Below are 26,317 nucleotides of genomic sequence, written 5' to 3' on the forward strand. Positions count from 1 at the left end.
TCACCCGTCTTCGCGTGCGCGGCGGGCTCACTTCACCGAGCCCGCCATCACCCCCTGCACGAAGTGCTTCTGGAAGGCGAAGAACACCGCCACCGGCACCACCAGCGACAGGAACGCGCCCGGCGCGAGCACGTCGATGTTGCTGCCGAACTGCCGTATCTGGGACTGGAGGGCGACCGTCAGCGGCTGTGAGGAGCTGTCGGCGAAGAGCAGCGCCACCAGCATGTCGTTCCACACCCACAGGAACTGGAAGATGGCCAGGCTGGCGAGGGCGGGACGCCCCACGGGGACGACCAGCCGGGTGAAGATGCGCCACTCGCTGCCGCCGTCCATGCGGGCCGCCTCCAGCATCTCCTTCGGGATCTCCACGAAGTAGTTGCGCAGCAGGAACACCGCGAACGGCAGCCCGTAGGCCACGTGGAACAGGACCACTCCGGGGATGGTCCCGAACAGGCCCAGCTGGCCGAAGAGTTTGGCGACCGGCAGCAGGCCGATCTGCACCGGCACCACCAACAGCGCGACCACGACCAGGAAGACGGCGTCCCGGCCGGGGAAGTCCAGCCAGGCGAAGGCGTATCCGGCGAGCGCCGCCAGCACGACGACGAGGACGGTCGTGGGCACCGAGATCAGCACGGTGTTCCAGAACGCCTGGGTGATGCCGGCGTTCCCCAGCAGCGACGCGTAGTTGTCGAAGGACAGCTGCCCGGGACTGGCGAACACCGTCCACCAGCCGCCCTCGGCGGTGTCCTCCGCCGACCTGAGCGAGGACAGGAACAGTCCCGCCAGGGGCGTCATCCACACCAGGCCGACCAGCACCAGGAAGGCCTGCACGATCCCGCTGCCGAGGTGACGCCTGAGGGCGTTCATCGCTGACTCCTCTTGAATCGGCGGACGTTGAAGACCATCGCCGGGACCACCAGCAGCAGGAGCAGTACGCCGAGCGCGCTGCCGAGGCCCTGGTCGTTGCCGCCGCCGAAGGACACCAGCCACATCTGGGTGGCGAGCACGGTCGCGTCCTCCTGCACCGGTCCGGGCGCGATGATGTAGACGAGGTCGAAGACCTTCATCACGTTGATGACGAGGGTCACGAAGACCACGGTGAGGACGGGCGCGAGCAGCGGGACGGTGATCCGCCGGAAGATCTGCCACTCGTTCGCCCCGTCCATCCGCGCCGCCTCCAGCGCGTCCCTGGGCAGGGTGGAGAGCCCCGCGCCGATCAGCACCATCGCGAAGCCGGTCCAGATCCACAGGTACGCCCCGATGATCGCCGGTGTGACCAGGGCGGGGCCGAGCCAGGAGACGCCGTCGTAGGGCTGCGCGAAGTTCGAGGCGGGCAGCCGCAGTGTGTAGGAGCCGGCGTCCAGCCGGGGGAAGTCGAAGGAGCCGTCCGGCGCGGTGGTGGCGGTCGCTGCGGTCCTGCCGTCGCGTACCGCCTCGACGCGCATCCCGGGCAGCCCGCTCTCGCTGCGGTCGACCTTGCCCGGCGTCCCGCCCCCTCCGGGCGTGAAGTCGAGGTAGACCACCCCGCTCAGTCCGTCCCGGGCGGCCGGGCGGGAGGCGGCGGTGTACGCGGGCCCGGCGCCGGCGGGGAGGTCCTTGGGCGCCACGCCGACGAGGGGGAGGTTCACCGTGTCGCCCGGCGAGACGGCCGCGCCGGTGCGGTAGGAGCCGTCCGGGTCGGCGGTGAGCCCCTGCCCGTCGCGGGCGCGGGCCGTCGGGTAGGCCGAGGTGTCCTGGAAGGCGTCGTGGAGGGAGACGGCGGCGGCGTTGAGCACACCCTTGTCCGGGTCCTCGTCGTAGGCGAGGCGGAAGATGATGCCGGCGGCGAGGAAGGACACCGCCATCGGCATGAACAGCAGCAGCTTGAACGCCGTCGCCCAGCGGATCTTCTCCACCAGCACGGCGAGGATCAGGCCCAGCCCGGTCAGCAGCGCCGGGGCCACGACCACCCAGATCGCCGTGTTGCGTACGGCCTTGAAGGTGGCGGGGTCGCGGAACATCTCGGCGTAGTTGTCGCCGCCGACGAAGCGGGTGCCGGAGGCGTCGAACAGGCTGCGGCCGACGGAGAAGAGCACCGGGTAGACGACGAGGGCGCCGAGCAGGAGCAGTGCGGGCAGGGCGAAGAGAAGGGCGACGGCCCGCCCCCGCCGCCCCGGGCGCCGGGCGCGGCCGGCCGGGGCGGCGGGCGGTGTGGCCGCCTCTTTCGCGAGGGTGGCGGTCATGTCCGGTCAGCCCTTGTAGGCCTTGGCCGCGGCGGCTTCCAGCTGGGCCGCGGTCGCCTTGGGGTCGGACGGGTCGCGCAGGAAGTCCTGGAGCAGCTTCCACTCCCCCGCGCCCTTGGTGCCGCCGAACGCGGCGGGCGCCTGGTCGGACATGTCGAAGCGGACCGAGTCACCGGCGTCGACGAGGGACTTGGCGGTGGCGCGGGTGACGTCGTCGCCGTAGGAGGCGAGGTCGAGCTTCTTGTTCGGGGACAGGAAGCCGCCCGCCTCGGCCCAGACGGCGGCGGCCTCGGGGGTCGCGAGGTACTCCAGGAGGGCCATGCCCGCCTTGGCGTTCTTGCCGTCCTTGAGGACGACGGCCGCGTCGCCGCCGCTGACCACGGGGGCGTCGCCGCCGTCGACCGCCGGGAACGGGAAGAAGTTCGCGTCCTGGCCGATCTTCCGGCCGAACTGGTCCTTGGCGACACCGGCGACGAAGTCGCCCTCGTAGACCATGCCCGCCTCGGGCTTCGGCCCGAACACCTTCTCCACCGAGCCGGGGAAGTCGGTGTTCAGCGCGCCCTTCTGGCCGCCGGCGATGAGCTGCTTGTCCTTGAAGAGTTCGCCGAGCGTGGTGAGCGCCTTGACGACGGAGGCGTCGGTCCACTTCAGCTTGTGGGAGGCGAGGGCGTCGTACTTCTCGGGTCCGGCCTGGGAGAGGTAGACGTTCTCGAACCAGTCGGTGAGGGTCCAGCCGTCCTGCCCTGCGACGGAGAACGCGGCGAGGCCGGAGTCGGAGACGGTGCGTCCGGCCTTCAGCAGGTCGGCGTAGGTGGCCGGGGGCTTGACGCCGGCCTGGGTGAGGGCGTCGGGGCTGTACCAGACGGTCGACTTGTGGGCGGCCTTGAAGTACAGGCCGTAGAGGGCGCCGCCGACGCTGCCGTAGGTCTTCCACACCGGGGCGTAGTTGGCCTCGACGGACTTGCGGGTGGTGTCGGAGAGCGGCGTGAGCCAGCCCTTGGCGGCGAACTGCTGAAGCACCCCGACCTGCGGGACCATCACGACGTCGGGGGCGTTGCCGCCCTCGATCTTGCTGCCGACGACGGTGGAGACGTTGTCCCCGGTGGACGTGAACTGGGTCTTCGCGCCGGTCTTCTCGGTGAACGCGTCCAGGACCTTCTGGAAGTTCTTCTGCTCGCTGCCGGACCAGACGCCGGCCACGGTGACGGTCTGGCCGTTCAGCGCCTTGTCGCCGCCGCCCGCCGCGACCGGTCCCGAGCCGCCGCAGGCGGTGGCGCCGAGCGCGAGGGCGAGGGCGGTGCAGCCGGAGAGCAGGGTCGCACGTCGTCGCATCATCGTTGATGTCCCTTCGAGAGGTGGGGAGTTGACGGGGTTTTAGAGGTCGCTGAGCCACCAGGCCGAGGTCGAGCCGGGCAGGACGCCAGCCGGGCAGGGGTCGCTGGACAGCAGTGGGACGCCGGCGACCGGCGCGGGGGTGGGCGCCGTACCGAAGTTGACGGCGCAGACCAGGCCGTCACCGCGTTCGAAGGCGAGGACGCCGGGCGGGGTGTCCAGCCAGCGCATGGCGCCCTCACCCAACTGGGGCAGAGCGGAGCGCAGTTGGAGTCCGTCGCGGTACAGGTGCCAGAAGGAGCGGGTGTCGGCGAGGGCCCGGTCGGTGGCGTGCTCGGCGAAGTAGTCGGGCTGCGGCAGCCAGGGTTTGGCCCCCTCCGCGCCGGAGGTGAAGCCGAACGGCGAGGCCTGTCCCGACCACGGCAGCGGGACGCGGCAGCCGTCGCGGATGCGGGCTCGGCTTCCGGTGCGCCGGAAGATGGGGTCGGTGAGCACGTCGTCGGGGAGGTCGACGACCTCGGGCAGGCCGAGTTCCTCGCCCTGGTAGATGTAGGCGGCGCCGGGCAGCGCCAGCATCAGCAGGGCCGCGGCGCGGGCGCGGGCGGTGCCCAGTCCGCTGCCGGCGGGGGCCGGTTCGCCGTAGCGGGTGACGGTGCGGACCTGGTCGTGGTTGTTGAGGACCCAGGTGACCGTGGAGCCGGTGCCGGCGATGTCGGCCATGGCCTCGGAGATGACCTTGCGGAAGGCGTCGGCGTTCCAGGGGGCGCTCAGCAGGTCGAAGAAGAAGGCCTGGTGGAGTTCGTCCGGGCGGACGTACTTCGCGTGTTCGCGGGCGGTGGGGACGGAGACCTCGCCGACCAGGAGCCGTTCGCGGCCGTCGCGGGCCGTGTACTCCTCGCAGACCGCCCGCCAGTGCCGCCACACGTCGTGCACCTCGGGCTGGTTCCAGGCGAGCGGGTTGACCGAGTCGCGAGTGCGGGCGTCGGCCTCGGGGTCGTCGGAGTCGGGCAGTGAGGGGTGCTTGTAGAGGCCGGCGGCGACGTCGATCCGGAAGCCGTCGGCGCCCCGGTCCAGCCAGAAGCGCAGGACCCGGTCGAACTCGGCGGCGACCTCGGGGGTGCGCCAGTTCCAGTCCGGCTGCTCGGGGGTGAACATGTGCAGGTACCACTGGCCGGGCCGGCCGTCGGGCTCGGTGATCCGGGTCCAGGCGGGGCCGCCGAACATGGCGTGCCAGTTGTTGGGCGGTTCGGCGCCGTCGGGGCCGCGGCCGTCGGCGAAGTGGAAGCGGGCGCGGGCCGCGCTGCCGGGCGCGGAGGCGAGCGCCTCACGGAACCAGGGGTGCTCGCTGGAACAGTGGTTGGGGACGATGTCCAGGAGCACCTTGACGCCGAGCCGGCGGGCGGCCGCCACCAGCCGGTCGAACTCGGCGAGGTCGCCGAAGAGCGGGTCGACGTCGCAGTAGTCGGCGACGTCGTAGCCGTGGTCGTGCTGCGGGGACGGGTAGAACGGGCTCAGCCAGATGCCGTCCACACCGAGCTTCTTCAGATAGGGCAGTCCGGCCCTGACCCCGGCGAGGTCGCCGACGCCGTCGCCGGTGCTGTCCAGAAAGCTGCGGACGTAGACCTGGTAGATCACCGCGTCCCGCCACCAGCAGTACTTACTCAACATGTATGCATGTTAGGTAAGCGTGTCAGGAAGATGTCAACGAAAAGAACCCGCACCGGGGTCAGATGAGACCTACGCGTTACCTAACAAGTAACTATGGACAGGAGGCGTGAAGGGAGTGAAGCGCGCGGCCGGCTCTCGTCAGCGGGAGATCGCGGCGAGTTCCCGCGCCAGCCGGCGCACCGCCGCCTCGGGCGTCTCGTGCCCGGCCATGGCGTCGTGCACGACCGACTGCACGACCAGGCTGACCTGGTCGTAGCGCGGGCTCTTGGGGCGCGGCGCGGCCGCGAGCACGCTCTCGCGCAGGGTCGGCAGATACGGGAACGCCCGGATCAGTCCGGGGTCCTCGTAGAGCGCGGCGCGCACCGGCGGCAGGGCGCCGCGGGTGAGGACCTGGCGCTGGACGGGCTCGCTGGTGAGGTAGGCGATCAGCCGCGCGGCGGAGTCGGGGTGCCGTGCGTGCGTGTTCACCGCGAGGTTGGAGCCGCCCAGGACGCTGGTGCCGGGGCCGTCCGGTCCGGGCAGCGGCACGGCGCCGACCTTTCCGGCGACCTTCGAGGAGGGGGCGGAGGCGGCGACGTAGGCGTAGGGCCAGTTGCGCAGGAAGAGCAGCCGGCCGTCCTGGAAGGCCTGCCTGGACTCCTCCTCCTTGTAGGTGAGGGCCCGTTTCGGTATCCATCCCTCGCGCACGCCCCGGGCGAGGAAGCCGATGCCCTCGCGGGCGGCGGCCGAGTCCACGGTGACCCGCGCCCCCTCGTCGCCGAGGATGCTGCCGCCCGCCGAGTAGACGGCCTCGGCGGCGTTCACGGTGAGCCCCTCGTAGGGCAGGAACTGTCCGGCGTAGCCGTCGAGCCGGTGCTTCGGGGCGATGGTCCGGGCGTACCGTTCCAGTTCGGCCCAGGTGCGCGGCGGCGGGACGCCCTCCTTCGCGAGCACGTCCGCGCGGTAGAGGAGGAGGCCGGCGTTGGTGACGTACGGGACGGCGTACAGCCGCCCGTCGTAGGTGGCCGTGTCCACGACCGGCGCCAGGAAGTCCCGCAGGGGGAAGCGGTCGGCGGGCAGCGGGCGTATCCAGCCCGCGGCGGCGAACTCGGAGGTCCAGCTGACGTCGATGTTGAGGACGTCGAAGCGGCTGCGGTCGCCGTCGCGCAGGTCGGTGGCCATCTGCGCGTGGGTCTCGTCGGCGGAGTCCGGAAGCTCGACGAGGGTGACCCGTTCGCCGGGGTGGGTGCGGTTCCAGCCCTGGAGCAGGGGGCCGAGGTAGCCGGTGAGGTCTCCGGCGGTGGCGAGTGTCAGCGGCCCGCGGCCGTCACCGCCCCCCTCGTCGGCGCGGGCGCCCGAGGCGACGTACCCGGTCATGACCACGATCAGAACAAGGAGTCCCCTACCGGCGGCACGTATCCACCGCATAGGTTCCTCCCAGCGCACCCGGGCCCCGGGCGCCTTCGCCCGGAGTCAGAGGCCATGTATACCTGTTAGGTATGGGCGATACTAGGGCCTGGAACACAATAGACCCCAGGGCTAGGACAGGAGGACAGCACGAGTGCGCCTGCCCCTCCTGGCACTTCTCGCGCGCGGACCGGCCCACGGGTACGAGCTGAAGCAGGACCTTGAGCAACTGCTGGGCTCCGCGTACCCTCAGCCGAACGTCGGCCAGATCTATGTGACCCTCGGCCGCCTCGAGAAGCAAGGGCTGATCGAGGGCGAGGCCGTCGAGCAGTCCAGCCGGCCCAACAAGAAGGTCTACCACCTCACCGACGACGGGCGGGCGGCGCTGCGCACCTGGTTCTCGGAGCCCGAGGACGAGCCGCGGGTGCGGGACGAGTTCTTCATGAAGCTGGCCCTCGCCCCGCGTACCGGCCTCGCCGACCAGCTCGCCCTCATCAACCAGCAGCGGCGCCAGTACCTGAACACCATGCGCTCGCTGTCGAAGTTGGCGGCCGCCGAGGACCGGAACAACCGCATCGCCCATCTGCTGATCGAGGGCGCGATGCTGCACCTGCAGGCCGACCTGGACTGGCTGGAGCGGTGTCAGGAAGAACTGGAAGAGCTGAACGAGCTGGAGGAGCTGGAGTGAGCGAGCGCCCCGCTCCGGTGCTGCGCGCCGAGGGCCTGGTCAAGACGCATCACGGCGAGGGCGCCCCGGCCCGTGCGGTGCGCGGGGTGGACCTGTGCGTGGAGCGCGGCGAGTTCGTGGCGATCACGGGTCCCTCCGGCGCCGGGAAGTCGACGCTGCTGCATCTGCTCGGCGGGCTGCAACGGCCGGACGCCGGCAGCCTCTGGCTGGACGGCGAGTGCACGGACGCCTACAGCGAGGCGCGCTGGGCCATCGAGCGCAGGAAGCGCATCGGGATCGTCTTCCAGTTCTTCAACCTGGTGTCGAACCTGTCCGTCGCCGACAACGTGGAACTGCCCGCGCTGCTCGCCGGCGTCTCCCCCAGGCAGGCGCGTGCCGAGCGGGAGGGGCTGCTGGCCGAGCTGGGACTCGCGGGCAAGGAGCGGAGCATGCCGGGCGAGCTGTCCGGCGGCGAGCAGCAGCGGGTGGCGCTGGCCCGCGCCCTCGTGAACCGTCCGCCGCTGCTGCTGGCCGACGAGCCCGCGGGCAGCCTCGACAGCAAGGGCACCCGTGAGGTGATGCGGCTGCTGTCCCGCTTCCACCGGCGCGGGCAGAGCATCGTGCTCGTCACCCATGACGCCCGGCTGGCGAGCGCCGCGGACCGGGTGATCAGCTTCTTCGACGGGCGGATCGCCGACGACGCGACCCTCGACGGCGCTCCCGCGCGCGGCGTCGGCATCTCGGGCGTGCTGGAGCTGAGGGACTGACGTGCGGGCGTACGACGAATCCCGGAAGGGCTGAGACGGTGCGGGCCACCTTGCGCTGGGCGCACTCCGATCTGCGCACGCACCGCGGCGAGGCGCTGTTCCTGGTGCTGGCCACGGCGGGCGTCGTCGCCTCACTGCTGCTGGCGGCGGCGCTGTTCGGGTACGCCACCAACCCCTGGCAGCGGGTGTTCACCCAGGCGCGCGGCGCGCATGTGTGGATCCACACCGGCCCGTCCGCCGCGACGGACGGGCTGCGCTCGCTGGACGGCGTCGACTCCGTCGCCGGGCCCTGGCCGACCGCCTCCACCACCGTGACCTCGCGCGGCGCCCGCGCCTCTGTCGAGCTGCGCGGCACGTCCGAGCAGCCGGCCGTGGGCCGCCCGCTGCTGCTCTCCGGCCGCTGGCTGGATCCCGCGACGCCCGACGGCGTGGTCCTGGAGAGCCGTCTCGCCCGCACTCTGGTCGCCGAGCCCGGTGACACCCTCGCCCTGCCCGGCGCCGCGCACGAACTGACCGTGCTCGGCATCGCCGACAGCGCCGAGCCCCGCTACAGCCCGGGCGACCGGCCCGGCCTCGTCTGGGCGCTGCCGTCCGCCGTGCCGGATCCGTCCGGCCAGGTGGTCGGGCTGCGCCTGGCCGATCCCGAGGACACGGACTACGCCGTCCAGCGCGCGGTCACGGTGCTGGGCGCCGGCGCGGTCAGCGAGGTCTCCACCTGGCAGCAGGCGCGTGCCGAGGCCCAGGGCGACAACCGGCTGCTGGGGCAGGTGCTGGGCCTGTTCGGGCTGGGCGCCCTCGTCGCCGCCGGGTTCGCGGTGCACGGTGCGATCGCCACCCGGATCCGCGGTCATCTGCGGGACATCTCGATCCTGAAGGCGATCGGCTTCACCCCCGGCCAGGTCGTGCGGATCTTCCTGCTCCAGCACATCGCCTACGCGCTGCTGGGCGCGACGGCCGCGGCGGCCCTCACCCAGGCGCTGGGCAGTCTCGTCCCCGGCCGGCTCGGGGACGCGGTCGGCGTCTGGCAGGGGCTGCCGGGGCACACGGTGGCGTTGTTCGCGGTGCCGGCGGGGGCGGTGCTGTTCATCGCCGCGATCACCGGTCTCGCCGCGTGGCGGGCGGGGCGTGTGCCGCCGGTGCCGGTGCCGCGTCCGGTCTCGCCGTCGGGCGGACGGCTGTCCGGGGCGGCGCTGCGGGCGCTCGGGCTGCGGCTGCCGCCCGCGCTGGTCCTCGGCTGGCACAAGGCCTTCCTCACCCGCCGGCTGAGGTCCCTGGCGACGGTGGCCCGGCTCGCGCTGCCGCTGCTGCTGATCGTGGTCGCGTTGAGCGCCTGGACCACGATCGACCGCTTCCACAGCGCACCCGAGCGCACGGGCCTGCCCACCGCGCTCACGGTCCACCCGGACGCCGCGCTCGCCGATGCCTCCACACGCGCGCTCCTCACCCGCGATCCGCAGGTCGCCGCCGCCTACCCCGGTGTGGAGGTGGCGGCCCTGGTCCCCGGCCAGACGGCCACGATCGCCCTGCGCGGCTACGGCACCCGCCAGGACCCCTACCCGTACACCCTGGCCGAGGGCCGTCCGGCGCACGGCCCGGACGAGGCGGTGGCCGGGCAGGGGCTGCTCGACCTGCTGGACGTGGGCGTCGGCGACTGGGTGCGGATGACGGTGGGCGACCAGCCGCAGATCCTGCACATCGTGGGGCGCAGCATCGAACCGGAGAACGCCGGCCGGGTCATCTCCACCTCGCTCGACACGCTCCACGAGAACGCGCCCGGGCTGGGCGGCCCGACCCTCTACCAGCTCCGGCTGACCCCCGGCGCCGACCCGGCCGAGGTCGCGGCCCGCCTCACCGCGGCCGGCCAGGGCCGTCTGGACGTCCACACCGCCGTCAACCCGGCCGACGGGCTCTCCCCGCTGCGCGGGGTGGTGGTGGCGGTGATCGCCGTCCTGGCCCTGATCGGGCTGATCGAGCTGCTGACGGTGATCGGCGGCACGGTCCGTGAAAGCGAACGCGATCTGCTCGCCCTCAAGGCCGTCGGTCTGTCCCCCCGCCAGATCACAGCGATCACGGTGACGGCCACCGCCTGCACGACGCTGACGGCGGCCGTGGTGGGCACGGCCCTGGGCACGCCTCTCGCGCTCTGGCTGATCGACGCCCAGGGCCGGTCCAGCGGCATCGGGGCGGGGATCGCGCAGTCCCCGCCCCTGCCGCTCCTGCTGCTGCTCGGCGCGGCGGCCGTGCTGGGCGCGGCCGCCCTGGCGGCGCTTCCGGCCGCCCGCGCCTCGCGCCGCAGACTCGCGGACACGCTCAGCGCCGTGACCTGAGCGGCGTGCTCATGACCTGAGCGGCGTGCTCAGCGGCCGCGCAGTGTGCGGTACCTGGCGACCAGGGCCCGTGTGGAGGCGTCCAGGCCCGGCACGTCCGCGCCCTCGGTCAGGGCCGGCTCGACGCGCTTGGCGAGGACCTTGCCCAGCTCCACGCCCCACTGGTCGAAGGAGTCGATGTTCCAGATCGCGCCCTGCACGAACACCTTGTGCTCGTAGAGGGCGATGAGCTGGCCGAGGACCGACGGCGTCAGCTCGCCCGCGAGGATCGTCGTCGTCGGGTGGTCGCCCTTGAACGTCTTGTGGGCGACCAGCTCCTCGGGCACTCCCTCCTCGCGCACCTCGTCCGGCGTCTTGCCGAAGGCCAGCGCCTGCGTCTGGGCGAAGAAGTTGGCCATCAGCAGGTCGTGCTGCGCCTTGAGGCGGTCGCTGAGCTCGGCGACCGGCTCGGCGAAGCCGATGAAGTCCGCCGGGATCAGCTTCGTCCCCTGGTGGATCAACTGGTAGTAGGCGTGCTGGCCGTTGGTGCCCGGCGTGCCCCACACCACCGGGCCCGTCTGCCAGTCCACCTCCCGGCCGTCGCGGCCGACGTACTTGCCGTTGGACTCCATGTCCAACTGCTGAAGGTAAGCGGCGAACTTGGACAGGTAGTGGCTGTACGGCAGCACGGCGTGCGACTGCGCGTCGTGGAAGTTGCCGTACCAGACGCCCAGCAGCCCGAGCAGCAAAGGGGCGTTGGCCTCGGCGGGCGCGGTGCGGAAGTGCTCGTCGACGAGCCGGAAGCCGTCGAGCATCTCACGGAAGCGGTCCGGGCCGACGGCGATCATCAGGGAGAGCCCGATCGCCGAGTCGAAGGAGTACCGCCCGCCGACCCAGTCCCAGAACTCGAACATGTTGGCCGTGTCGATGCCGAAGTCGGCGACCTTCTCGGCGTTGGTGGACAGCGCGACGAAGTGCTTCGCCACAGCGGCGTCGTCGCCGAGGGCGTCCAGCACCCACGCGCGGGCCGAGCCGGCGTTGGTGATCGTCTCGATGGTGGTGAACGTCTTGGACGCGACGATGAACAGCGTCTCGGCCGGGTCCAGGTCCCGTGTCGCCTCGTGCAGGTCGGCGCCGTCGACGTTGGAGACGAAACGGACCGTGAGGTCGCGGTCGGTGAAGGCGCGCAGCACCTCGTAGGCCATGGCCGGGCCGAGGTCGGAGCCGCCGATGCCGATGTTGACGACGTTGCGGATGCGGCGGCCGGTGTGGCCGGTCCACTCGCCTGAGCGGACCCGGCCCGCGAAGTCGGCCATCCTGTCGAGGACGGCGTGCACCGCGGGGACCACGTTCTGCCCGTCGACCTCGATCACCGCGTCGCGCGGGGCGCGCAGCGCGGTGTGCAGGACGGCGCGGTCCTCGGTGGTGTTGATCCTCTCGCCGCGGAACATGGCGTCCCGCAGGCCGAAGACGTCGGTGGCGGCGGCCAGCTCGCGCAGCAGCCGCAGCGTCTCGTCGGTGACGAGGTGCTTGGAGTAGTCGATGTGCAGGTCGCCGACCTGCAGGGTGTACGTCTCGCCGCGCCCCGGGTCGTCGGCGAACAGCTCGCGCAGCCCCACCCCGCCGAGCTGTTCACGGTGCTTGGCCAGAGCGGTCCACTCGGGCATCTGATTGAGCCTCGTGCCGTCTGCGTTCATGTCGAGCCAGCCCTCTTCCTCGCCTGTCCGTGCTGCGCGTCTTGTCCCGCTCGGGTATCAACCTAATTGATCAGCCCACGAGGTGAGCTGACGCGGGCCCGTGCGGGGGTGCGACAACAGATACGGCCGAAAGGGGCGGTTCGCCTCACGGCCCACGCGAGCGGGCGGGACCGGGCGGCCGGCGCGCGCGGGGCGGAAAGCGACCGGCCAGGTACCCGAAGGCACCCGGCCGGTCTCCAACTCCTAGATCTCGCCCCGCAGTTTGGCGAGCGCCTCGGCGAGGATCGCCTCGCCGTCCGCGTCGCTGCGCCGCTCCCGCACATAGGCGAGGTGCGTCTTGTAGGGCTCGGTGCGCGGCGGGGCCGGGGGGTTGTCCCGGTCCTGGCCGGCCGGGAAGCCGCAGCGCGGGCAGTCCCAGGTCTCGGGCACCTGCGCGTCGCTGGCGAAGCTGGGCTGCGTCTCATGCCCGTTGGAGCACCAGAAGGAGATGCGCAGACGCGGCGCTGACTCACCGCGCTCGGCCTCGCCCATCGGCCCCGCCCCGACCCGGCTTCCCCGGATCGCGTTGCCACTTGCCACGGTCGTAACTCCCTGCGTGATGGTGCCGCGAAGCGAGTCGGGTTTCGCTTCGCCGCGAGCGCCTCAGTCTACGTAAGGCCCAACGCGCGTCCAGTGACCGGAGTTACAGGACCCGCGCTGCAAGCGTCCATGATAGGCCGCGGTCAGCCGCGCGTACCGAACATGGGGCGTTACGTGAGGAATGTGCGTTTGTGTGCGCTCTCAGCAGGGCGACCGCTCAGCGGCCGGTCGTCCGCTCAGCTGTTCGTCTTCATGAGGATGCCGAGGACGACGATGCACGCGAACCACAGCAGACCGATCACCACGGTGATGCGGTCGAGGTTGCGCTCGGCGACCGAGGAGCCGCCGACGGAGGACTGCATACCGCCACCGAACATGTCGGAGAGGCCGCCGCCCTTTCCCTTGTGCATCAGCACCAGCAGCATCAGCAGCAGGCTGAAGACGATCAGGGCGATCGAGAACCCCAAAACCACGGCTGGACCAACTTCCTCGGATTCGGATGACGACGGGGGCGCAGCGACGTCGCTGCGCCCCCGCAAGGGTACGACGGATCGCCGCTACCGCATACTCACTGGTCGCGGAAGCGCACGATCTTGACGAACTCGTCGGCGTCCAGCGAGGCGCCGCCGACCAGGGCGCCGTCGATGTCGGCCTGGGCCATGATCTCCGCGACGTTGCCCGACTTCACGGAGCCGCCGTACTGGATGCGGACCTTGTCGGCCAGCTCCTGGGAGTACAGCTCGGCGACCTTGCCGCGGATGGCGGCGCAGACTTCCTGGGCGTCCTCGGCGCCGCAGACCTTGCCGGTGCCGATGGCCCACACGGGCTCGTAGGCGATGACGACGGTCTCGGCCTGCTCGGCCGGGAGGTCCTTCAGGCCGCCCTCGACCTGGGCGAGGGTGTGGGAGACGTGGTTGCCCGCCTCGCGGACCTCCAGCTCCTCGCCCACGCACAGGATCGGGGTGAGGCCGTGCTTGTAGGCGGCCTTGACCTTGGCGTTGACCAGCTCGTCGGTCTCGGCGTGGTACTGGCGGCGCTCGGAGTGGCCGACGGCCACGTACGTGCACTTCAGCTTGGCCAGCATGGCGCCGGAGATCTCGCCGGTGTAGGCGCCCCCGTCGTGCGCCGAGATGTCCTGGGCGCCGTACTTGATCTTGAGCTTGTCGCCGTCGACCAGGGTCTGCACGGAGCGCAGGTCGGTGAAGGGCGGCAGGACGGCGACCTCGACGGCCTCGTAGTCCTTGTCCGCGAGGGCGAAGGCGAGCTTCTGGGTGTGGGCGATGGCCTCGAGGTGGTTGAGGTTCATCTTCCAGTTGCCCGCCATCAGCGGCGTGCGCGCGGTCATGTGGGTCAGTCCTCCAGTGCGGCGAGGCCGGGGAGCGTCTTGCCCTCGAGGTATTCGAGGGAGGCGCCGCCGCCGGTCGAGATGTGGCCGAATGCGTTCTCGTCGAAGCCCAGGAGGCGGACGGCCGCGGCGGAGTCGCCACCGCCGACGACCGTGAAGCCCGGGGAGTCGAGGAGGGCCTGGGCGACCGCCTTGGTGCCCTCGGCGTAGTCGGGGTGCTCGAAGACGCCCATCGGGCCGTTCCAGAAGACGGTGGCCGCGTCGGCGAGCTTCGAGGCGTACAGCTTGCGGGTCTCGGGACCGATGTCCAGACCCTCCTGGTCGGCGGGGATCGAGTCCGCGGCGACGGTCGTGGGGTGGGTGGGCGTCTTGGCCTTCAGGTCCGGGAACTCGGGCGAGACCAGCACGTCGACCGGCAGGACCAGTTCGACGCCGGTCTTCTCGGCGCGCGCGATGTACTCGGTGACGGTCGGGATCTGGTCCTCCTGGAGGAGGGAGATGCCGACCTCGTGGCCCTGGGCCTTGAGGAAGGTGTACGCCATGCCGCCGCCGATGAGGAGGCGGTCGGCCTTGCCGAGCAGCTCGTCGATGACGGCGAGCTTGTCGGAGACCTTGGCGCCGCCGAGGGCGACGACGTAGGGCCGCTTGACGTCCTCGGTGAGCTTCTTCAGGACGCCGACCTCGGTGGCGATGAGGTAGCCGGCCGCGTGCGGCAGCCGGGCCGGGAGGTCGTAGACGGAGGCGTGCTTGCGGTGCACCGCGCCGAAGCCGTCGCCGACGTAGAGGTCGGCGAGTTCGGCGAGCCGGTCGGCGAACTCGCCGCGCTCGGCGTCGTCCTTGGACGTCTCGCCCGCGTTGAAGCGCAGGTTCTCGATGACGGCGACCTGGCCGTCGGCGAGGCCGGCGACGGTGGAGCGGGCGGACTCGCCGACCGTGTCGGTCGCGAAGGCGACGTCGGCGCCGAGGAGTTCGCCGAGGCGGGCGGCGGCCGGGGCGAGGGAGAAGGCCGGGTCCGGGGCGCCCTTGGGGCGGCCCAGGTGCGAGGCGACGACCACCTTGGCGCCCGCGTCCGCGAGGGCCTTGACGGTCGGCAGCACGGCGCGGATGCGGCCGTCGTCGGTGATGGCGCCGCCGTCCAGCGGCACGTTGAGGTCGGCACGGACGAAGACGCGCTTGCCTGCCACGCCTTCGGAGAGAAGTTCGTCGATCGTCTTCATGAAAGGGGCTCCCGGGAGGGCTGGTGGTACTCCGTGATCGTAGAGAAGGCCTGTCGTGACGTGAGTCAGGGCCCGGGCCACGCGTCCCCGCGCTGCCCGAGCCCTGCTCTCACACCGAGCCGCCCGCTCTGTCGGTCAGAGCTGGCCGCCGACGAAGACCGTCAGGTCGACGAGGCGGTTGGAGTAGCCCCACTCGTTGTCGTACCAGCCGATGACCTTCACGTTCTTGCCGTCCTGGACCATGGTCAGGGACGAGTCGAAGGTGCAGGACGCGGGGGCGTTGACGATGTCGGAGGAGACGATCGGGTCCTCCGTGTACTCCAGGATGCCCTTGAGCTCGCCCTCGGCGGCCTTCTGGAAGGCGGCGTTGACCTCTTCCTTGGTGACCTCGCGGCCCAGCTCCAGCACCAGGTCGGTGACGGAGCCGGTGGGGACCGGGACGCGCATCGCGATGCCGTCGAGCTTGCCCTTGAGCTGGGGCAGGACCAGGGCGGTGGCCTTGGCGGCGCCCGTCGTGGTCGGGATGATGTTCTCGGCGGCGGCGCGGGCGCGGCGCAGGTCCTTGTGCGGGAAGTCCAGGATGCGCTGGTCGTTGGTGTACGCGTGCACCGTCGTCATCAGGCCCTTGACGATGCCGAAGTTCTCGTCGAGGACCTTCGCCATCGGCGCCACACAGTTGGTGGTGCAGGAGGCGTTGGAGATGACGTGGTGGTTCGCCGGGTCGTACTTGTCCTGGTTGACGCCCATCACGATGGTGACGTCCTCGTCCTTGGCCGGAGCCGAGATGAGGACCTTCTTGGCGCCGCCGGCGAGGTGCTTCCCGGCGTCTTCCTTCTTGGTGAAGATGCCGGTGGACTCGATGACGATGTCGACGCCCAGCTCGCCCCACGGGATGTCCGCGGGGTTGCGCTCGGCGAGCACCTTGATGGTCTTGCCGTCGACGGTGATCGTGTCGGCGGTGTGCGAGACCTCGGCCTTCAGACGGCCCAGGATGGTGTCGTACTTGAGCAGGTGAGCGGTGGTCGCGGTGTCACCCAGGTCGTTGACAGCCACGATCTCGATGTCAGCACCCTGCTCCAGGAGCGCGCGGAAGTAGTTACGCCCGATACGGCCGAAGCCGTTGATGCCTACGCGGATCGTCACGAACCGATCTCCTCGTTGGTACGCCGGCCATGCGGTGCCGGCGAGCTGTATTTGGGATGTCCCCGACCACCCCCGACCCTACCTCTCCGGACCCCGGGGAGTGACATTGAGTCGGCCCATACACGGCATGGCGGTCCGTACCCGCCAGTAGGGGTACGGACCGCCCTGGCCAGAGGCCCTTCGGGACCGTTTTCGCCACGCACCGTCAAAGGGAGTTGACCGGTGCGTCACCGATCAAGTGATGCGAGGGCCTTTCCGATGAGCGCCTTGCGGTCGGCGGCGGCGGTGAGGTGCTCCAGTCCGAAGCCCAGCAGCACGGTGTCGTCGGTGGCGACCGCCGCGTACGTCTGGAACAGGGCTCCGCTGCGCGCCCAGTCCTTGACGACGGCGGGGCTGCCGGCGGGCGGGCCGGGCACGCTCCAGGCGCCGAGCGACGTCTCGAAGCCCTCGGTCTGCACCGCGTTTCCGCCCACGACGACGGAGGCGTTGTCGGCGAGCACGCCACGGCCTCCGGAGCCGGGGTCGGTGATGTAGGAGAGCGACACCTCCACGGACTTCCCGGCGTAGGCGGACAGGTCGAAGGACACGTCCTGCCAGCCGGCCGAGGCGCCCGTGAAGCTGTTCCAGGAGCCGCTGGTGCCGGTCGGCGCGCAGGCGCCGCCGCTGAGCGTCAGGTACCGCTTGAGCGCGGGGTGCGACTGGAGGAGGTACCCGGCCTCGCATTCGGCGGGGACGGCGGTGCCAGTGGCGCCGCCGGCCTCCGGCAGCGTCGTCCAGTCGTCGGCGCCCGCGGTGTGCGCCTCCAGGACGGCGTGGTCGTAGCCCGGTTCGGTGTTCCACAGCAGCCGGGTCCGCAGCGCCGGCTTCTGGGACGCGCTCACACCGGTGAGGTCGATCGTGCGGGTGAGGCGGTTCCAGGCGTAGTCGCTGTGGGTGACGGCGGCCATGGAGGAGCCCTCGTAGGGCCCGAACGGGTTGACCGTGCCGGGGTAGCGGCCCGCTCCCGCACTCGCGAACTGCGGGAAACGGGACACGGGCAGGGTCTCGGAGGTGACGCTGAACGAGCCCGCCTGGTTCAGCGGGTTGCCGGGCGCCGCGCCCAGCGGTCCGCCGGAGCCGGCCAGCGCGCCCGTGCCCTCGAAGGCGGTCGCGGCGGGCAGGGAGGTGCGGGTGTAGGCGCCCAGGTAGTACTGGCTGAAGTCGTTGGAGGGGGTTCCGTCGCCCAGGTCGACGTTGCCGCCCGCGAGTTCGCCCGCCTCGATCAGTTTGCCGCCCTCGTTGAGGTAGGCGCGCAGTTCCAGCTGGGTCGGGTTGCCCGGGGCGCTCGCGCCCGTGTAGTGGACGACGGTGTCGAAGTGGCCGAGCACGCCGAGCGCGTCCGGCACGCCCTGCCGTGCGACGTCCCAGACGACCGCCTTGTGGCCGTTGGCCTTCAGCGCGTCGACGTAGGTCTGCGCCTGCGTGGCGGCCGCGCCCTCCTCGGCGACGACCAGCGTGTCCGCCTTGGGCAGTTCGGCGACCGTGTACGTGAAGTGCGCGCTGGAGACCTGCGCGCCGCCCTCGTCCTCACCGGTGAACCACACCTCGACCTTGTCGCCCGGTTCGCCGTGCTTGACCTTGGCGCGGTACTCGTCGAAGTAGAGGTCGTCCGCGCCGCCGTAGGTCTCGCCGCCGCTCCAGGACTTGAGTCTCTGGTCGTGCACCGGGCCGCCGTTGACGCGGTACTTGAGCTCCTTGTCGCGGATCGCCTTGCGGGCGACGACCGAGACCTCCTGCTTGTGCCCGCGCGAGTACGACGTGGTGAAGGGCGCGAGGGTGAAGTCGGCCGCGGTCAGGCCGACCGAGGACTTCGGCCGGTCCGGGCGCGCGGCGCTCTCGGCGACGGAGAGGGCGAAGGGGATGTTCTTCGCGAACTCCTGCTGGATCAGCTTCTCGTCGTCCGGGAAGTTGAAGACCGACTGGCAGTCGGCGGCTTTCCACTGGTCGTCCGGGACGAGGTTCGAGGCCGTCTGGCAGGTCGACATCTCGGGGGTGAACATCGCCGTGCCGTTGACGTTGGCCGCGTGGCCGTCGGCCTCGCCGTTGGTGGTGTACAGCTCCGAGGAGACCTGCGGGTGGTAGCCGGGGATCGCGGAGTTCTCCGGGGTGCCGGCGAGCGCCTTGTAGGCGACGTCGTCCGGGGTGTCGGTGGCGACCTGCCAGCCGACGCCGTAGAGGAGGAGTTCGGCGGCGGAGTGGTAGTTGACGCCGTACGCGAAGCCGATGCGCTTCTCGAAGGCGTCCAGCGCCTTGGTCTCGGGCTCGGAGTTCGGGCCCGGGCCGCGATAGGTCTGGCTGGTGGGGGTGGGGGACGAACCCTCGTCGTCGTAGCCCCACTTGTAGGCGAAGTTGCGGTTGAGGTCGACGCCGTCGCCGGTGCCGATGACGCCGTCGGCGTTGACGTCCCGCAGGTTCTTGCGCCACAGGCGGTTGTCGGCGCTCTGGAAGGTGTAGTCGTAGCCGTCCGGGTTGGCGGACAGCAGGAACCACAGCTCGGTGGTGTCGACGATCTTCTTGACGCGCTGGTCCGTCGAGTAGCTGTCCAGGTAGTGGTGGAGCAGCCGGCGGGTCATCTCCGGCGTGATCCACTCGCGCGCGTGCTGGTTGGACATGTACAGCGTGGCCGGCTTGGAGCCGTCCTTGCTCCGCTGTGCGTCCTTGGTGAGCTTGAGGGCGAGGATGTCCTGTCCGCCGACGGTCTTGCCGATGGAGACGACCTTGGTGAGGCCGGGGTTCTCCTGGGCGGTGCGGAGGATCTCCTCCTTCAGGCCGCCCTTGCCGCTGTAGGGCCGGAACACCCCGTCGGAGGCGGCCTGCACGCGGGCCTCCGCCTTGGCGGACAGGGTGTGCTCGGTGAGCGGGACGCCCTGCTGCTCCAGCTTCTCGGCCTGCTTGTCGGTGAGGTAGACCTCGACGGTCGCGGTGCCCCGCGCGGGCGCCCGCTCACTGAGTTCGTGACCGTCCTGACCGGCCGCCAGCAGCAGCGGGATCTGCTTCTTGGTGACCTCGGCGCGGAACACCTTGATTTCGTCCGCGTCGGTGTCCTTCGCCGGACTCCCGGGTTGTGCCTGGGCGATGGGCGCGAGGCTCGCTCCGCCGATCAGGAGCGCGCCGACAGCGAGGATCGATCTCGCTCTACGTCTCATGAACCCCCCTGGTGTGGGTTCGCCGCAACAGCGAACAGATGCCAGGCTCATGTCAGTTCTTGATCGAGTCAAGGGTGCCTCAAGGTGTGTGAACACACCGGTTACCGGCCCAAGTGGGGCGGGGGTGGGGTGTGTTGGGGTGGGGGTGAGGTTGGGGCGGGGTGGGGTGGCTGGGTGAGGTGATGTGGCAGGGGCGAGGTGAGGGGTGGGGCTTGTTCGCCGGGCGCTACCGCGCGGGCAGGCGGCCCGGTATCTCGGCGGCCGCGGTCCCGCCGGGGACAGCGGCCGTGGAACGCGGTGGTCGGGTTCGGCCGGTCCGGCGGCCGTGGAACGCGGTGGTCGGGTTCGGCCGGTCCGGCGGCCACGGAACGGGGTAGTCGGGTTCGGCCGGTCCGGCGGACAAGGACCGGTTGAGGGACGACGGCGGGGGACGGTGGGGGGACGATGTCGGCCTGCGTGTGTCGGCGGGCCGGACGGACCAACTGATGTGACCAGCAGAAGATCTGACGGACTGACTGGCATATCTCACGGGCCAGCAGACTGACGGGCCGGCAGGCCTGACCGCTTCCGGGCAGCCGGGCCGCGCCGGAGGCTTGGCCTGGCCGATTGCGCAACGCCGGCGGGGACGACTATGCGGCGGCGGCCGTTAGGTACGCGACCGCACGGGAGGCCCGCTGCCGCCGGGACAGCGACGCTGGAACCGGGCCAGTCGACCAGACCTGGCCGCTTCGGCAGCCACAGCACCGGTGGGGAACGGTGCCGGCATGCGCTGTGCCGGGCAGTGCCGGACGGCCCTCCGCCGGTGGGGCCTACCGCCCGTGGGGCCACCGCCGGTATACCCACGCCGGTTGGGCCACCGCCGGTTGGGCCACCACCCGTGAGACCCTCCGCCGATAAGCCCACCGCACGTGGGGTCCTCCGCCGGGTAAGCCCTCCACCGGTGTGCTCACCGCCGGTTGGGCCGCCGCCGGTGAGGCGTTCCGCTGGCAAGGCCACCGCCCGTAGGGCCTTCCGCTCGTGGGGCCGACCGCTCGTGGAGGCTTCCGCACCGGGTAAGCCCACCGCCGCTTGGGCCACCGCCGGTTGGGCCACCGCCCGTGAGGCCCTCCGCCGATAAGCCCACCGCACGTGGGGTCCTCCGCCGGGTAAGCCCGCCGCCGGTGTGCTCACCGCCGGTTGGGCCGCCGCCGGTGAGGCGTTCCGCTGGCAAGGCCACTGCCCGTAGGGCCTTCCGCTCCTGGGGCCGACCACTCGTGGGGGCTGCCGCACCGGGTAAGCCCACCGCCGCGTCGGCCACCGCCCGTGAGGCCCTCCGCCGGAAAGCCCACTACACGTGGGGCGCTCCGCCGATGTGCCCACCGCCCGTGTGGCGTTCCGCTGGTGGGGCCACCGCGTAGGGCCTTCCGCTCGTGGGGGCTGCCGCACGGGGTAAGCCCACTGCCCGTGGAGGCTTCCGCCGGTAAGCCCTCCGCCGGTGTGCCACCGCCCGTACGACCTTCCGCCCGTGGGGACCACCGCCTGTGGGGGTCTGCGGTGGCGTAACGGGGCGTGGGGGCAGGGCGGGCGGCGGGCGGCCGAGGGGTGGTCAGCCCACCAGGTTGTCGGCGAGTTCCTCGCTGAGGTTGGCCTCCGTGCTCGGGATGCCCAGGTCGGAGGCGCGCTTGTCGGCCATGGCGAGCAGCCGGCGGATGCGGCCGGCGACGGCGTCCTTGGTCAGCGGCGGATCGGCGAGCGCACCCAGCTCCTCCAGTGAGGCCTGCTTGTGCTCCATGCGCAGCCGGCCGGCCGCCGCGAGGTGCTCGGGGACCTCCTCGCCGAGGATCTCCAGCGCGCGCTGCACCCGGGCCCCGGCGGCCACCGCCGCGCGGGCGGACCGGCGCAGGTTGGCGTCGTCGAAGTTGGCGAGCCGGTTCGCCGTGGCGCGCACCTCGCGGCGCATCCGGCGCTCCTCCCAGGCCAGCACCGACTCGTGCGCGCCGAGCCGGGTCAGCAGCGCGCCGATCGCGTCGCCGTCACGGACGACCACCCGGTCGACCCCGCGCACCTCACGGGCCTTCGCGGCGATGGACAGCCTGCGGGCCGCACCGACGAGCGCGAGCGCGGCCTCCGGCCCGGGGCAGGTGACCTCCAGGGAGGAGGACCGGCCGGGCTCGGTGAGCGAGCCGTGCGCGAGGAACGCCCCGCGCCAGGCCGCCTCCGCGTCGCAGGTCGCCCCCGAGACCACCTGCGGCGGCAGACCGCGGATCGGGCGGCCCCGCCCGTCGACCAGGCCGGTCTGCCGGGCCAGCTGGTCGCCGCCCGCGACCACCCGTACCACGTACCGGGAGCCGCGGCGCAGACCGCCGGGCGCCATCACGATCAGCTCCGAGCTGTGGCCGAAGATCTCCAGGATGTCCCGCTTGAGCCGGCGGGCCGCCATCGCGGTGTCCAGCTCCGCCTCGATCACGATCCGACCGCTCACCAGGTGGAGGCCGCCGGCGAACCGCAGGATGGCGGAGACCTCCGCCTTTCTGCAGCAGGTACGGGTGACGGGGAGCCGGGAGATCTCGTCCTTCACCGCTGCCGTCATCGCCATGGGCCGATCCTTCCATGCATCCGAAAAATACGGTCGTACGCGGCGGCCAGCAGCTCCGGATCATGCCGCGGAGTTCCGTCGGGCCGGGCCACCGGCGCCAGCTCCACCGCGGCCCCGAACCGTTTGGCGGCGTCGGTGAGAGAGTCGCGGTCGGGCACGGCGGCCTCGTCGGCCAGCACCACGTCCAGGGCGAGTTTAGGGGCGTGTCGTCCCAAAACCTCCAAATGACGCTGCGGGGAGAAGCCGTCGGTTTCTCCCGGCTGCGGTGCGAGGTTCAGCGAGAGTACCCGGCGCGCCTTGGTCTGCGTGAGCGCGTCCAGCAGCTCCGGCACCAGCAGGTGCGGGATGACCGAGGAGAACCAGGAGCCGGGCCCGAGGACGACCCAGTCCGCGTCGAGGACGGCCTCCACCGCCTCCGGGACGGCCGGCGGGTCGTGCGGCACGAGGTGCACCGACTGCACCTCGCCGGGCGTCAGCGCCACGGTCGCCTGTCCGCGCACGGTGTCCACGTCGTCGGGGCGCTGGGGGTCGTGCCCCTTGACCAGCGCCTGGAGTTCCAGCGGGACGGCCGACATGGGCAGCACACGCCCGTGCGCGCCCAGCAGCCGGCCGACCAGGTCCAGCGCCTGCACATGGTCGCCGAGCTGCTCCCACAGGGCCACGATCAGCAGGTTGCCGACCGCGTGGCCGTTGATCTCGCCCTGCGACTGGAAGCGGTGCTGGATGACCCGGGACCAGGTCTGGCCCCAGTCGTCGTCGCCGCACAGCGCGGCCAGCGCCTTGCGCAGATCGCCGGGCGGCAGGACGCCCAGTTCGTCGCGCAGGCGCCCGCTGGAGCCGCCGTCGTCGGCCACGGTGACGACGGCGGTGAGGTCGCCGGTGATCCGGCGCAGCGCGGCGAGGGAGGACGACAGGCCCATCCCGCCGCCGAGCGCGACGACCTTGGGCTGGGCGCCGCGGCGGCGGGGTCTGCCGCCCCGGGCCTCGGCCGGCCGGCTCACCCGCCCCTCGGACGCCGTCCTGCGCAGCCGGCCGAGCCGCGGAGTGCGTCCCGTCATTCCCGTCCCATGTCCCGGTGCACGACCACCGTCTCCACGCCCTCGGCCGCGAGGCGCGCGGCGAGCTTCTCCGACATGGCGACCGAGCGGTGCTTGCCGCCCGTGCAGCCCACCGCGATGGTCACGTAGCGCTTGCCCTCCCGGCGGTAGCCCGCGGCGACGAGCTGGAGCAGCTCGGCGTACCGGTCGAGGAACTCCTTGGCGCCGGGCTGGTTGAGGACGTACGCCGACACCTCCTCGTTCAGGCCGGTGAAGGGGCGCAGCTCGGGGACCCAGTGCGGGTTGGGCAGGAAGCGCATGTCGACGACCAGGTCGGCGTCGACGGGGAGGCCGTACTTGAAGCCGAAGGACATCACGGTGGCCCGCAGCTCGGGCTCCTCCTCGCCGGCGAACTGGGCGTCCATCTTGGCGCGCAGTTCGTGCACGTTGAGGCTGGAGGTGTCGATGACCAGGTCGGCGTCGCCGCGCAGCTCGCGCAGCAGCTCGCGTTCGGCGGCGATGCCGTCGACGATGCGGCCGTCGCCCTGGAGGGGGTGCGGGCGGCGCACGGACTCGAAGCGGCGCACCAGGGCGTCGTCGGAGGACTCCAGGAAGACGATCCGCCGGGTGACGCTCTTGGACTCCAGGTCGGCGAGGGACTCGCGGAGGTTGTCGAAGAAGCGCCGGCCGCGGACGTCGACGACGACGGCGATCCGCGCCACGTTGCCCTGGGAGCGGGCGCCGAGCTCCACCATGGTGGGGATCAGGGCGGGCGGGAGGTTGTCGACGACGAACCAGCCGAGGTCCTCCAGACACTTGGCCGCCGTCGAGCGGCCGGCCCCGGACATGCCGGAGATGATCACCAGCTCGGGGATGGCCGCGTCGGGGATCCCGGGTGGTGTGACGTCCGTGCTCACCTGTGCTCCGTCTTCCTGACGCGCCTGCTGTTCGGCGTCGTCGTGACCTGCATTGTGCGGGTCGGGTCGCGCGCCGGACACGCTGGGGTCCTGCTGGGGGGCCCGCGGCGGCTGTCCGGGGGCCGGCGGCGCCGGCGTGGGGGGTCGTTCCTGTCCGCTGGTGGGGTGTGCGTCGTGCTCGGTCATGTCTCCTGCCCCCGTCGTTCTTCCGGGACGCCCGCGGCGACGGGCTCCCCGGGGGGACCCGCCGTGTCACCGGGTTCCCCTTCTTCCATGATCTCTCCCGTGGCCGTGTTCACGGCGGGCGCGGGCGCAGCCGCCTCGGCGAGGGCCGCGGCGATCGTCTCGGCCGTCTTTCGGCCTATGCCGGGCACCTCACAGATCTGTTCGATCGTCGCGGCACGCAGCCTCTTCACCGAGCCGAAGTGTTTGACCAGGGCCTGCTTGCGGGTCTCGCCGAGGCCCGGCACGTCGTCCAGGGGGCCGGCGCGGAACCGCTTGGCGCGCTTGGAGCGCTGGTAGGTGATGGCGAAGCGGTGGGCCTCGTCGCGGACGCGCTGGAGGAGGTAGAGGCCCTCGCTGGTGCGGGGCAGGACGACCGGGTCGTCGTCGTCCGGCAGCCAGACCTCCTCCAGTCGCTTGGCGAGGCCGCAGACGGCGATGTCGTCGATGCCGAGTTCGTCGAGGGCCCGGCGGGCGGCCGCGACCTGCGGCTGCCCGCCGTCGACGACGATGAGCTGGGGCGGGTAGGCGAACCGCTTGGGGCGGCCGTCCTCCTCGGTGAGGGCGCCGTCGGGGAGGGCAGGGTCGCCGTCGGCCCACTCGCCGGTGCGCTCCTTCTCGGCGAGGTAGCGCCGGAACCGGCGGGAGATCACCTCGTGCATGGACCGGACGTCGTCCTGTCCCTCGAAGCTCTTGATCTGGAAGCGGCGGTACTCGCTCTTGCGGGCGAGCCCGTCCTCGAAGACGACCATGGAGGCCACCACGTCGTCCCCCTGGAGGTGGGAGATGTCGAAGCACTCGATCCGCAGCGGGGCGCTGTCGAGGTCGAGGGCCTCGGCGATCTCCTCCAGGGCGCGCGAGCGTGTGGTCAGGTCCGAGGCGCGCTTGGTCTTGTGCAGGACCAGGGCCTGCTCGGCGTTGCGCTCGACGGTCTCCATCAGGGCCCGCTTGTCGCCGCGCTGCGGGACGCGCAGCGAGACGGCGGAGCCGCGCCGCCCGGTCAGCCACTCCTGCACGGGTTCCACCGGGTCGGGCAGCGCGGGGACCAGGACCTCCTTGGGCACCGCGTCCCCGGACTCCTCGCCGTAGAGCTGCTGGAGGGCGTGCTCGACGAGGGCGCCGGTGGTGATCTCCTCTACCTTGTCGGTGACCCAGCCGCGCTGGCCGCGCACCCGTCCGCCGCGGACGTGGAAGATCTGGACGGCCGCCTCCAGCTCGTCCTCGGCGACCGCGATCAGGTCGGCGTCGGTCGCGTCGGCGAGCACGACCGCGTTCTTCTCCATGGCCTTGCGCAGGGCCTCTATGTCGTCCCGCAGACGGGCGGCCCGCTCGTACTCCATCTCGTCGGCCGCCTGCGCCATCTGCTGCTCCAGCCGCCGCAGATAGGCGCCGGTGCGGCCGGCCATGAAGTCGCAGAACTCCTCGGCCAGGTCGCGGTGGTCGTCGGCGGAGATCCTCTCGACGCAGGGCGCGGAGCACTTGCCGATGTAGCCGAGCAGACAGGGGCGGCCGGTGCGGGACGCGTTCTTGAAGACGCCCGCGGAGCACGTGCGGACGGGGAAGACGCGCAGGAGGAGGTCGACGGTGTCGCGGATCGCCCACGCGTGCGCGTACGGGCCGAAGTACCTGACGCCCTTCTTCTTGTGGCCGCGCATCACCTGCACGCGCGGGAAGTCCTCGTTCATCGTCACCGCGAGGTAGGGGTAGCTCTTGTCGTCGCGGTACTTGACGTTGAAGCGGGGGTCGTACTCCTTGATCCACGAGTACTCCAGCTGGAGCGCCTCCACCTCCGTGGAGACCACCGTCCACTCCACGGACGCCGCCGTGGTGACCATGGAGCGGGTGCGCGGGTGCAGGCCCGCGAGGTCCTGGAAGTAGTTCGCCAGGCGCTGGCGCAGGCTTTTCGCCTTTCCGACGTAGATCACCCGGCGGTGCTCGTCGCGGAACCGGTACACCCCGGGGGAGTCCGGGATCTGTCCCGGCTTGGGGCGGTAGCTGGAGGGGTCGGCCATGTCTCACACCCTACTGGCGCGCGGTGACAGTCCGGCCGGG

19 protein-coding genes are annotated in these 26,317 nt (G+C 71.6%); 3 read left to right on the plus strand and 16 right to left on the minus strand.

Annotated elements, in window-relative coordinates; genetic code table 11:
- Window positions 1-27 precede the first annotated feature (27 nt).
- From ACFYXA_RS13520 to ACFYXA_RS13540, 5 genes are all read right to left on the minus strand, one after another.
- The gene (locus ACFYXA_RS13520; RefSeq protein WP_130437377.1) at window positions 28-867 is read right to left on the minus strand and encodes a carbohydrate ABC transporter permease; all 840 of its coding nucleotides are present in this window, start codon (window positions 865-867) and stop codon (window positions 28-30) included.
- Window positions 864-2,222, minus strand: a complete 1,359-nt coding sequence (locus ACFYXA_RS13525; protein WP_389032051.1) for a carbohydrate ABC transporter permease — start codon at window positions 2,220-2,222, stop codon at window positions 864-866. Before ACFYXA_RS13525 ends, ACFYXA_RS13520 begins: the two co-directional genes overlap by 4 nt.
- 6 nt (window positions 2,223-2,228) lie before the next feature.
- Window positions 2,229-3,557: an ABC transporter substrate-binding protein gene (locus ACFYXA_RS13530; RefSeq protein WP_389032055.1), complete on the minus strand. Its 1,329-nt coding sequence runs from the start codon at window positions 3,555-3,557 to the stop codon at window positions 2,229-2,231.
- A gap of 39 nt (window positions 3,558-3,596) precedes the next feature.
- Window positions 3,597-5,222 carry a glycoside hydrolase family 13 protein gene (locus ACFYXA_RS13535; protein WP_352252848.1) on the minus strand — a complete coding sequence of 542 codons (1,626 nt, stop codon included), beginning with the start codon at window positions 5,220-5,222 and terminating at the stop codon, window positions 3,597-3,599.
- A gap of 138 nt (window positions 5,223-5,360) precedes the next feature.
- Window positions 5,361-6,629 carry an ABC transporter substrate-binding protein gene (locus ACFYXA_RS13540; protein WP_352252846.1) on the minus strand — a complete coding sequence of 423 codons (1,269 nt, stop codon included), beginning with the start codon at window positions 6,627-6,629 and terminating at the stop codon, window positions 5,361-5,363.
- Between the two features lie 133 nt (window positions 6,630-6,762).
- Here ACFYXA_RS13540 and ACFYXA_RS13545 point away from each other — a divergent pair, with 133 nt between their 5' ends.
- Genes ACFYXA_RS13545 through ACFYXA_RS13555 form a run of 3 tightly spaced genes read left to right on the plus strand, consistent with a single transcriptional unit; the run spans window position 6,763 to window position 10,369 of the window.
- Window positions 6,763-7,296, plus strand: coding sequence for a PadR family transcriptional regulator (locus tag ACFYXA_RS13545; RefSeq protein WP_352252844.1), 534 nt, complete (start codon window positions 6,763-6,765; stop codon window positions 7,294-7,296).
- Window positions 7,293-8,042, plus strand: coding sequence for an ABC transporter ATP-binding protein (locus tag ACFYXA_RS13550; RefSeq protein ID WP_389032061.1), 750 nt, complete (start codon window positions 7,293-7,295; stop codon window positions 8,040-8,042). Before ACFYXA_RS13545 ends, ACFYXA_RS13550 begins: the two co-directional genes overlap by 4 nt.
- Window positions 8,043-8,080: 38 nt before the next feature.
- On the plus strand, window positions 8,081-10,369 hold the full coding sequence (locus ACFYXA_RS13555) for an FtsX-like permease family protein (RefSeq protein ID WP_389032064.1): 2,289 nt from the start codon (window positions 8,081-8,083) through the stop codon (window positions 10,367-10,369).
- A gap of 29 nt (window positions 10,370-10,398) precedes the next feature.
- On the opposite strand, the gene pgi is transcribed toward ACFYXA_RS13555, so the two are convergent.
- The 11 genes from pgi to uvrC all read right to left on the minus strand — a co-directional run bounded on the left by pgi (window position 10,399) and on the right by uvrC (window position 26,277).
- Complete coding sequence (pgi, locus tag ACFYXA_RS13560) at window positions 10,399-12,045, minus strand: glucose-6-phosphate isomerase (protein ID WP_352252837.1); 1,647 nt, start codon at window positions 12,043-12,045, stop codon at window positions 10,399-10,401.
- 243 nt (window positions 12,046-12,288) lie between these two features.
- Entirely contained in the window at window positions 12,289-12,624 is a 336-nt protein-coding gene (locus tag ACFYXA_RS13565) for an RNA polymerase-binding protein RbpA (protein ID WP_078637775.1), read from the minus strand.
- Window positions 12,625-12,860: 236 nt separating this feature from the next.
- Window positions 12,861-13,091: a preprotein translocase subunit SecG gene (gene secG, locus ACFYXA_RS13570; protein WP_207228689.1), complete on the minus strand. Its 231-nt coding sequence runs from the start codon at window positions 13,089-13,091 to the stop codon at window positions 12,861-12,863.
- A 101-nt stretch (window positions 13,092-13,192) separates the two neighbouring features.
- Entirely contained in the window at window positions 13,193-13,969 is a 777-nt protein-coding gene (gene tpiA / locus ACFYXA_RS13575) for a triose-phosphate isomerase (protein WP_352252834.1), read from the minus strand.
- 5 nt (window positions 13,970-13,974) lie between these two features.
- Window positions 13,975-15,186 (minus strand): phosphoglycerate kinase, encoded by a 1,212-nt coding sequence (locus ACFYXA_RS13580; RefSeq protein ID WP_351096975.1) that lies wholly within the window; start codon window positions 15,184-15,186, stop codon window positions 13,975-13,977.
- A gap of 135 nt (window positions 15,187-15,321) precedes the next feature.
- Window positions 15,322-16,329 (minus strand): type I glyceraldehyde-3-phosphate dehydrogenase, encoded by a 1,008-nt coding sequence (gene gap / locus ACFYXA_RS13585; protein WP_352252830.1) that lies wholly within the window; start codon window positions 16,327-16,329, stop codon window positions 15,322-15,324.
- A gap of 227 nt (window positions 16,330-16,556) precedes the next feature.
- Complete coding sequence (locus ACFYXA_RS13590) at window positions 16,557-19,514, minus strand: M14 family zinc carboxypeptidase (protein ID WP_389032071.1); 2,958 nt, start codon at window positions 19,512-19,514, stop codon at window positions 16,557-16,559.
- Between the two features lie 1,585 nt (window positions 19,515-21,099).
- Entirely contained in the window at window positions 21,100-22,089 is a 990-nt protein-coding gene (whiA, locus tag ACFYXA_RS13595; protein ID WP_130437364.1) for a DNA-binding protein WhiA, read from the minus strand.
- Window positions 22,080-23,147 carry a uridine diphosphate-N-acetylglucosamine-binding protein YvcK gene (gene yvcK / locus ACFYXA_RS13600; protein ID WP_351099090.1) on the minus strand — a complete coding sequence of 356 codons (1,068 nt, stop codon included), beginning with the start codon at window positions 23,145-23,147 and terminating at the stop codon, window positions 22,080-22,082. The genes whiA and yvcK overlap by 10 nt, the downstream gene beginning before the upstream one ends.
- Window positions 23,144-24,229, minus strand: coding sequence for an RNase adapter RapZ (gene rapZ / locus ACFYXA_RS13605; protein WP_389032076.1), 1,086 nt, complete (start codon window positions 24,227-24,229; stop codon window positions 23,144-23,146). Before rapZ ends, yvcK begins: the two co-directional genes overlap by 4 nt.
- Entirely contained in the window at window positions 24,226-26,277 is a 2,052-nt protein-coding gene (uvrC, locus tag ACFYXA_RS13610) for an excinuclease ABC subunit UvrC (RefSeq protein ID WP_389032079.1), read from the minus strand. Before uvrC ends, rapZ begins: the two co-directional genes overlap by 4 nt.
- Between the last annotated feature and the right edge of the window lie 40 nt (window positions 26,278-26,317).

Source organism: Streptomyces sp. NPDC002566, from assembly GCF_042889585.1.
Lineage (GTDB): Bacteria > Actinomycetota > Actinomycetes > Streptomycetales > Streptomycetaceae > Streptomyces.

Coding starts and splice junctions, on each gene's coding strand:
- ACFYXA_RS13520 (WP_130437377.1), bottom strand. CDS start 867: ATGAACGCCCTCAGGCGTCACCTCGGCAGCGGGATCGTGCAGGCCTTC.
- ACFYXA_RS13525 (WP_389032051.1), bottom strand. CDS start 2,222: ATGACCGCCACCCTCGCGAAAGAGGCGGCCACACCGCCCGCCGCCCCG.
- ACFYXA_RS13530 (WP_389032055.1), bottom strand. CDS start 3,557: ATGATGCGACGACGTGCGACCCTGCTCTCCGGCTGCACCGCCCTCGCC.
- ACFYXA_RS13535 (WP_352252848.1), bottom strand. CDS start 5,222: ATGTTGAGTAAGTACTGCTGGTGGCGGGACGCGGTGATCTACCAGGTC.
- ACFYXA_RS13540 (WP_352252846.1), bottom strand. CDS start 6,629: ATGCGGTGGATACGTGCCGCCGGTAGGGGACTCCTTGTTCTGATCGTG.
- pgi (WP_352252837.1), bottom strand. CDS start 12,045: ATGAACGCAGACGGCACGAGGCTCAATCAGATGCCCGAGTGGACCGCT.
- tpiA (WP_352252834.1), bottom strand. CDS start 13,969: ATGACCGCGCGCACGCCGCTGATGGCGGGCAACTGGAAGATGAACCTC.
- ACFYXA_RS13580 (WP_351096975.1), bottom strand. CDS start 15,186: ATGAAGACGATCGACGAACTTCTCTCCGAAGGCGTGGCAGGCAAGCGC.
- ACFYXA_RS13590 (WP_389032071.1), bottom strand. CDS start 19,514: ATGAGACGTAGAGCGAGATCGATCCTCGCTGTCGGCGCGCTCCTGATC.
- whiA (WP_130437364.1), bottom strand. CDS start 22,089: ATGGCGATGACGGCAGCGGTGAAGGACGAGATCTCCCGGCTCCCCGTC.
- yvcK (WP_351099090.1), bottom strand. CDS start 23,147: ATGACGGGACGCACTCCGCGGCTCGGCCGGCTGCGCAGGACGGCGTCC.
- rapZ (WP_389032076.1), bottom strand. CDS start 24,229: ATGACCGAGCACGACGCACACCCCACCAGCGGACAGGAACGACCCCCC.
- uvrC (WP_389032079.1), bottom strand. CDS start 26,277: ATGGCCGACCCCTCCAGCTACCGCCCCAAGCCGGGACAGATCCCGGAC.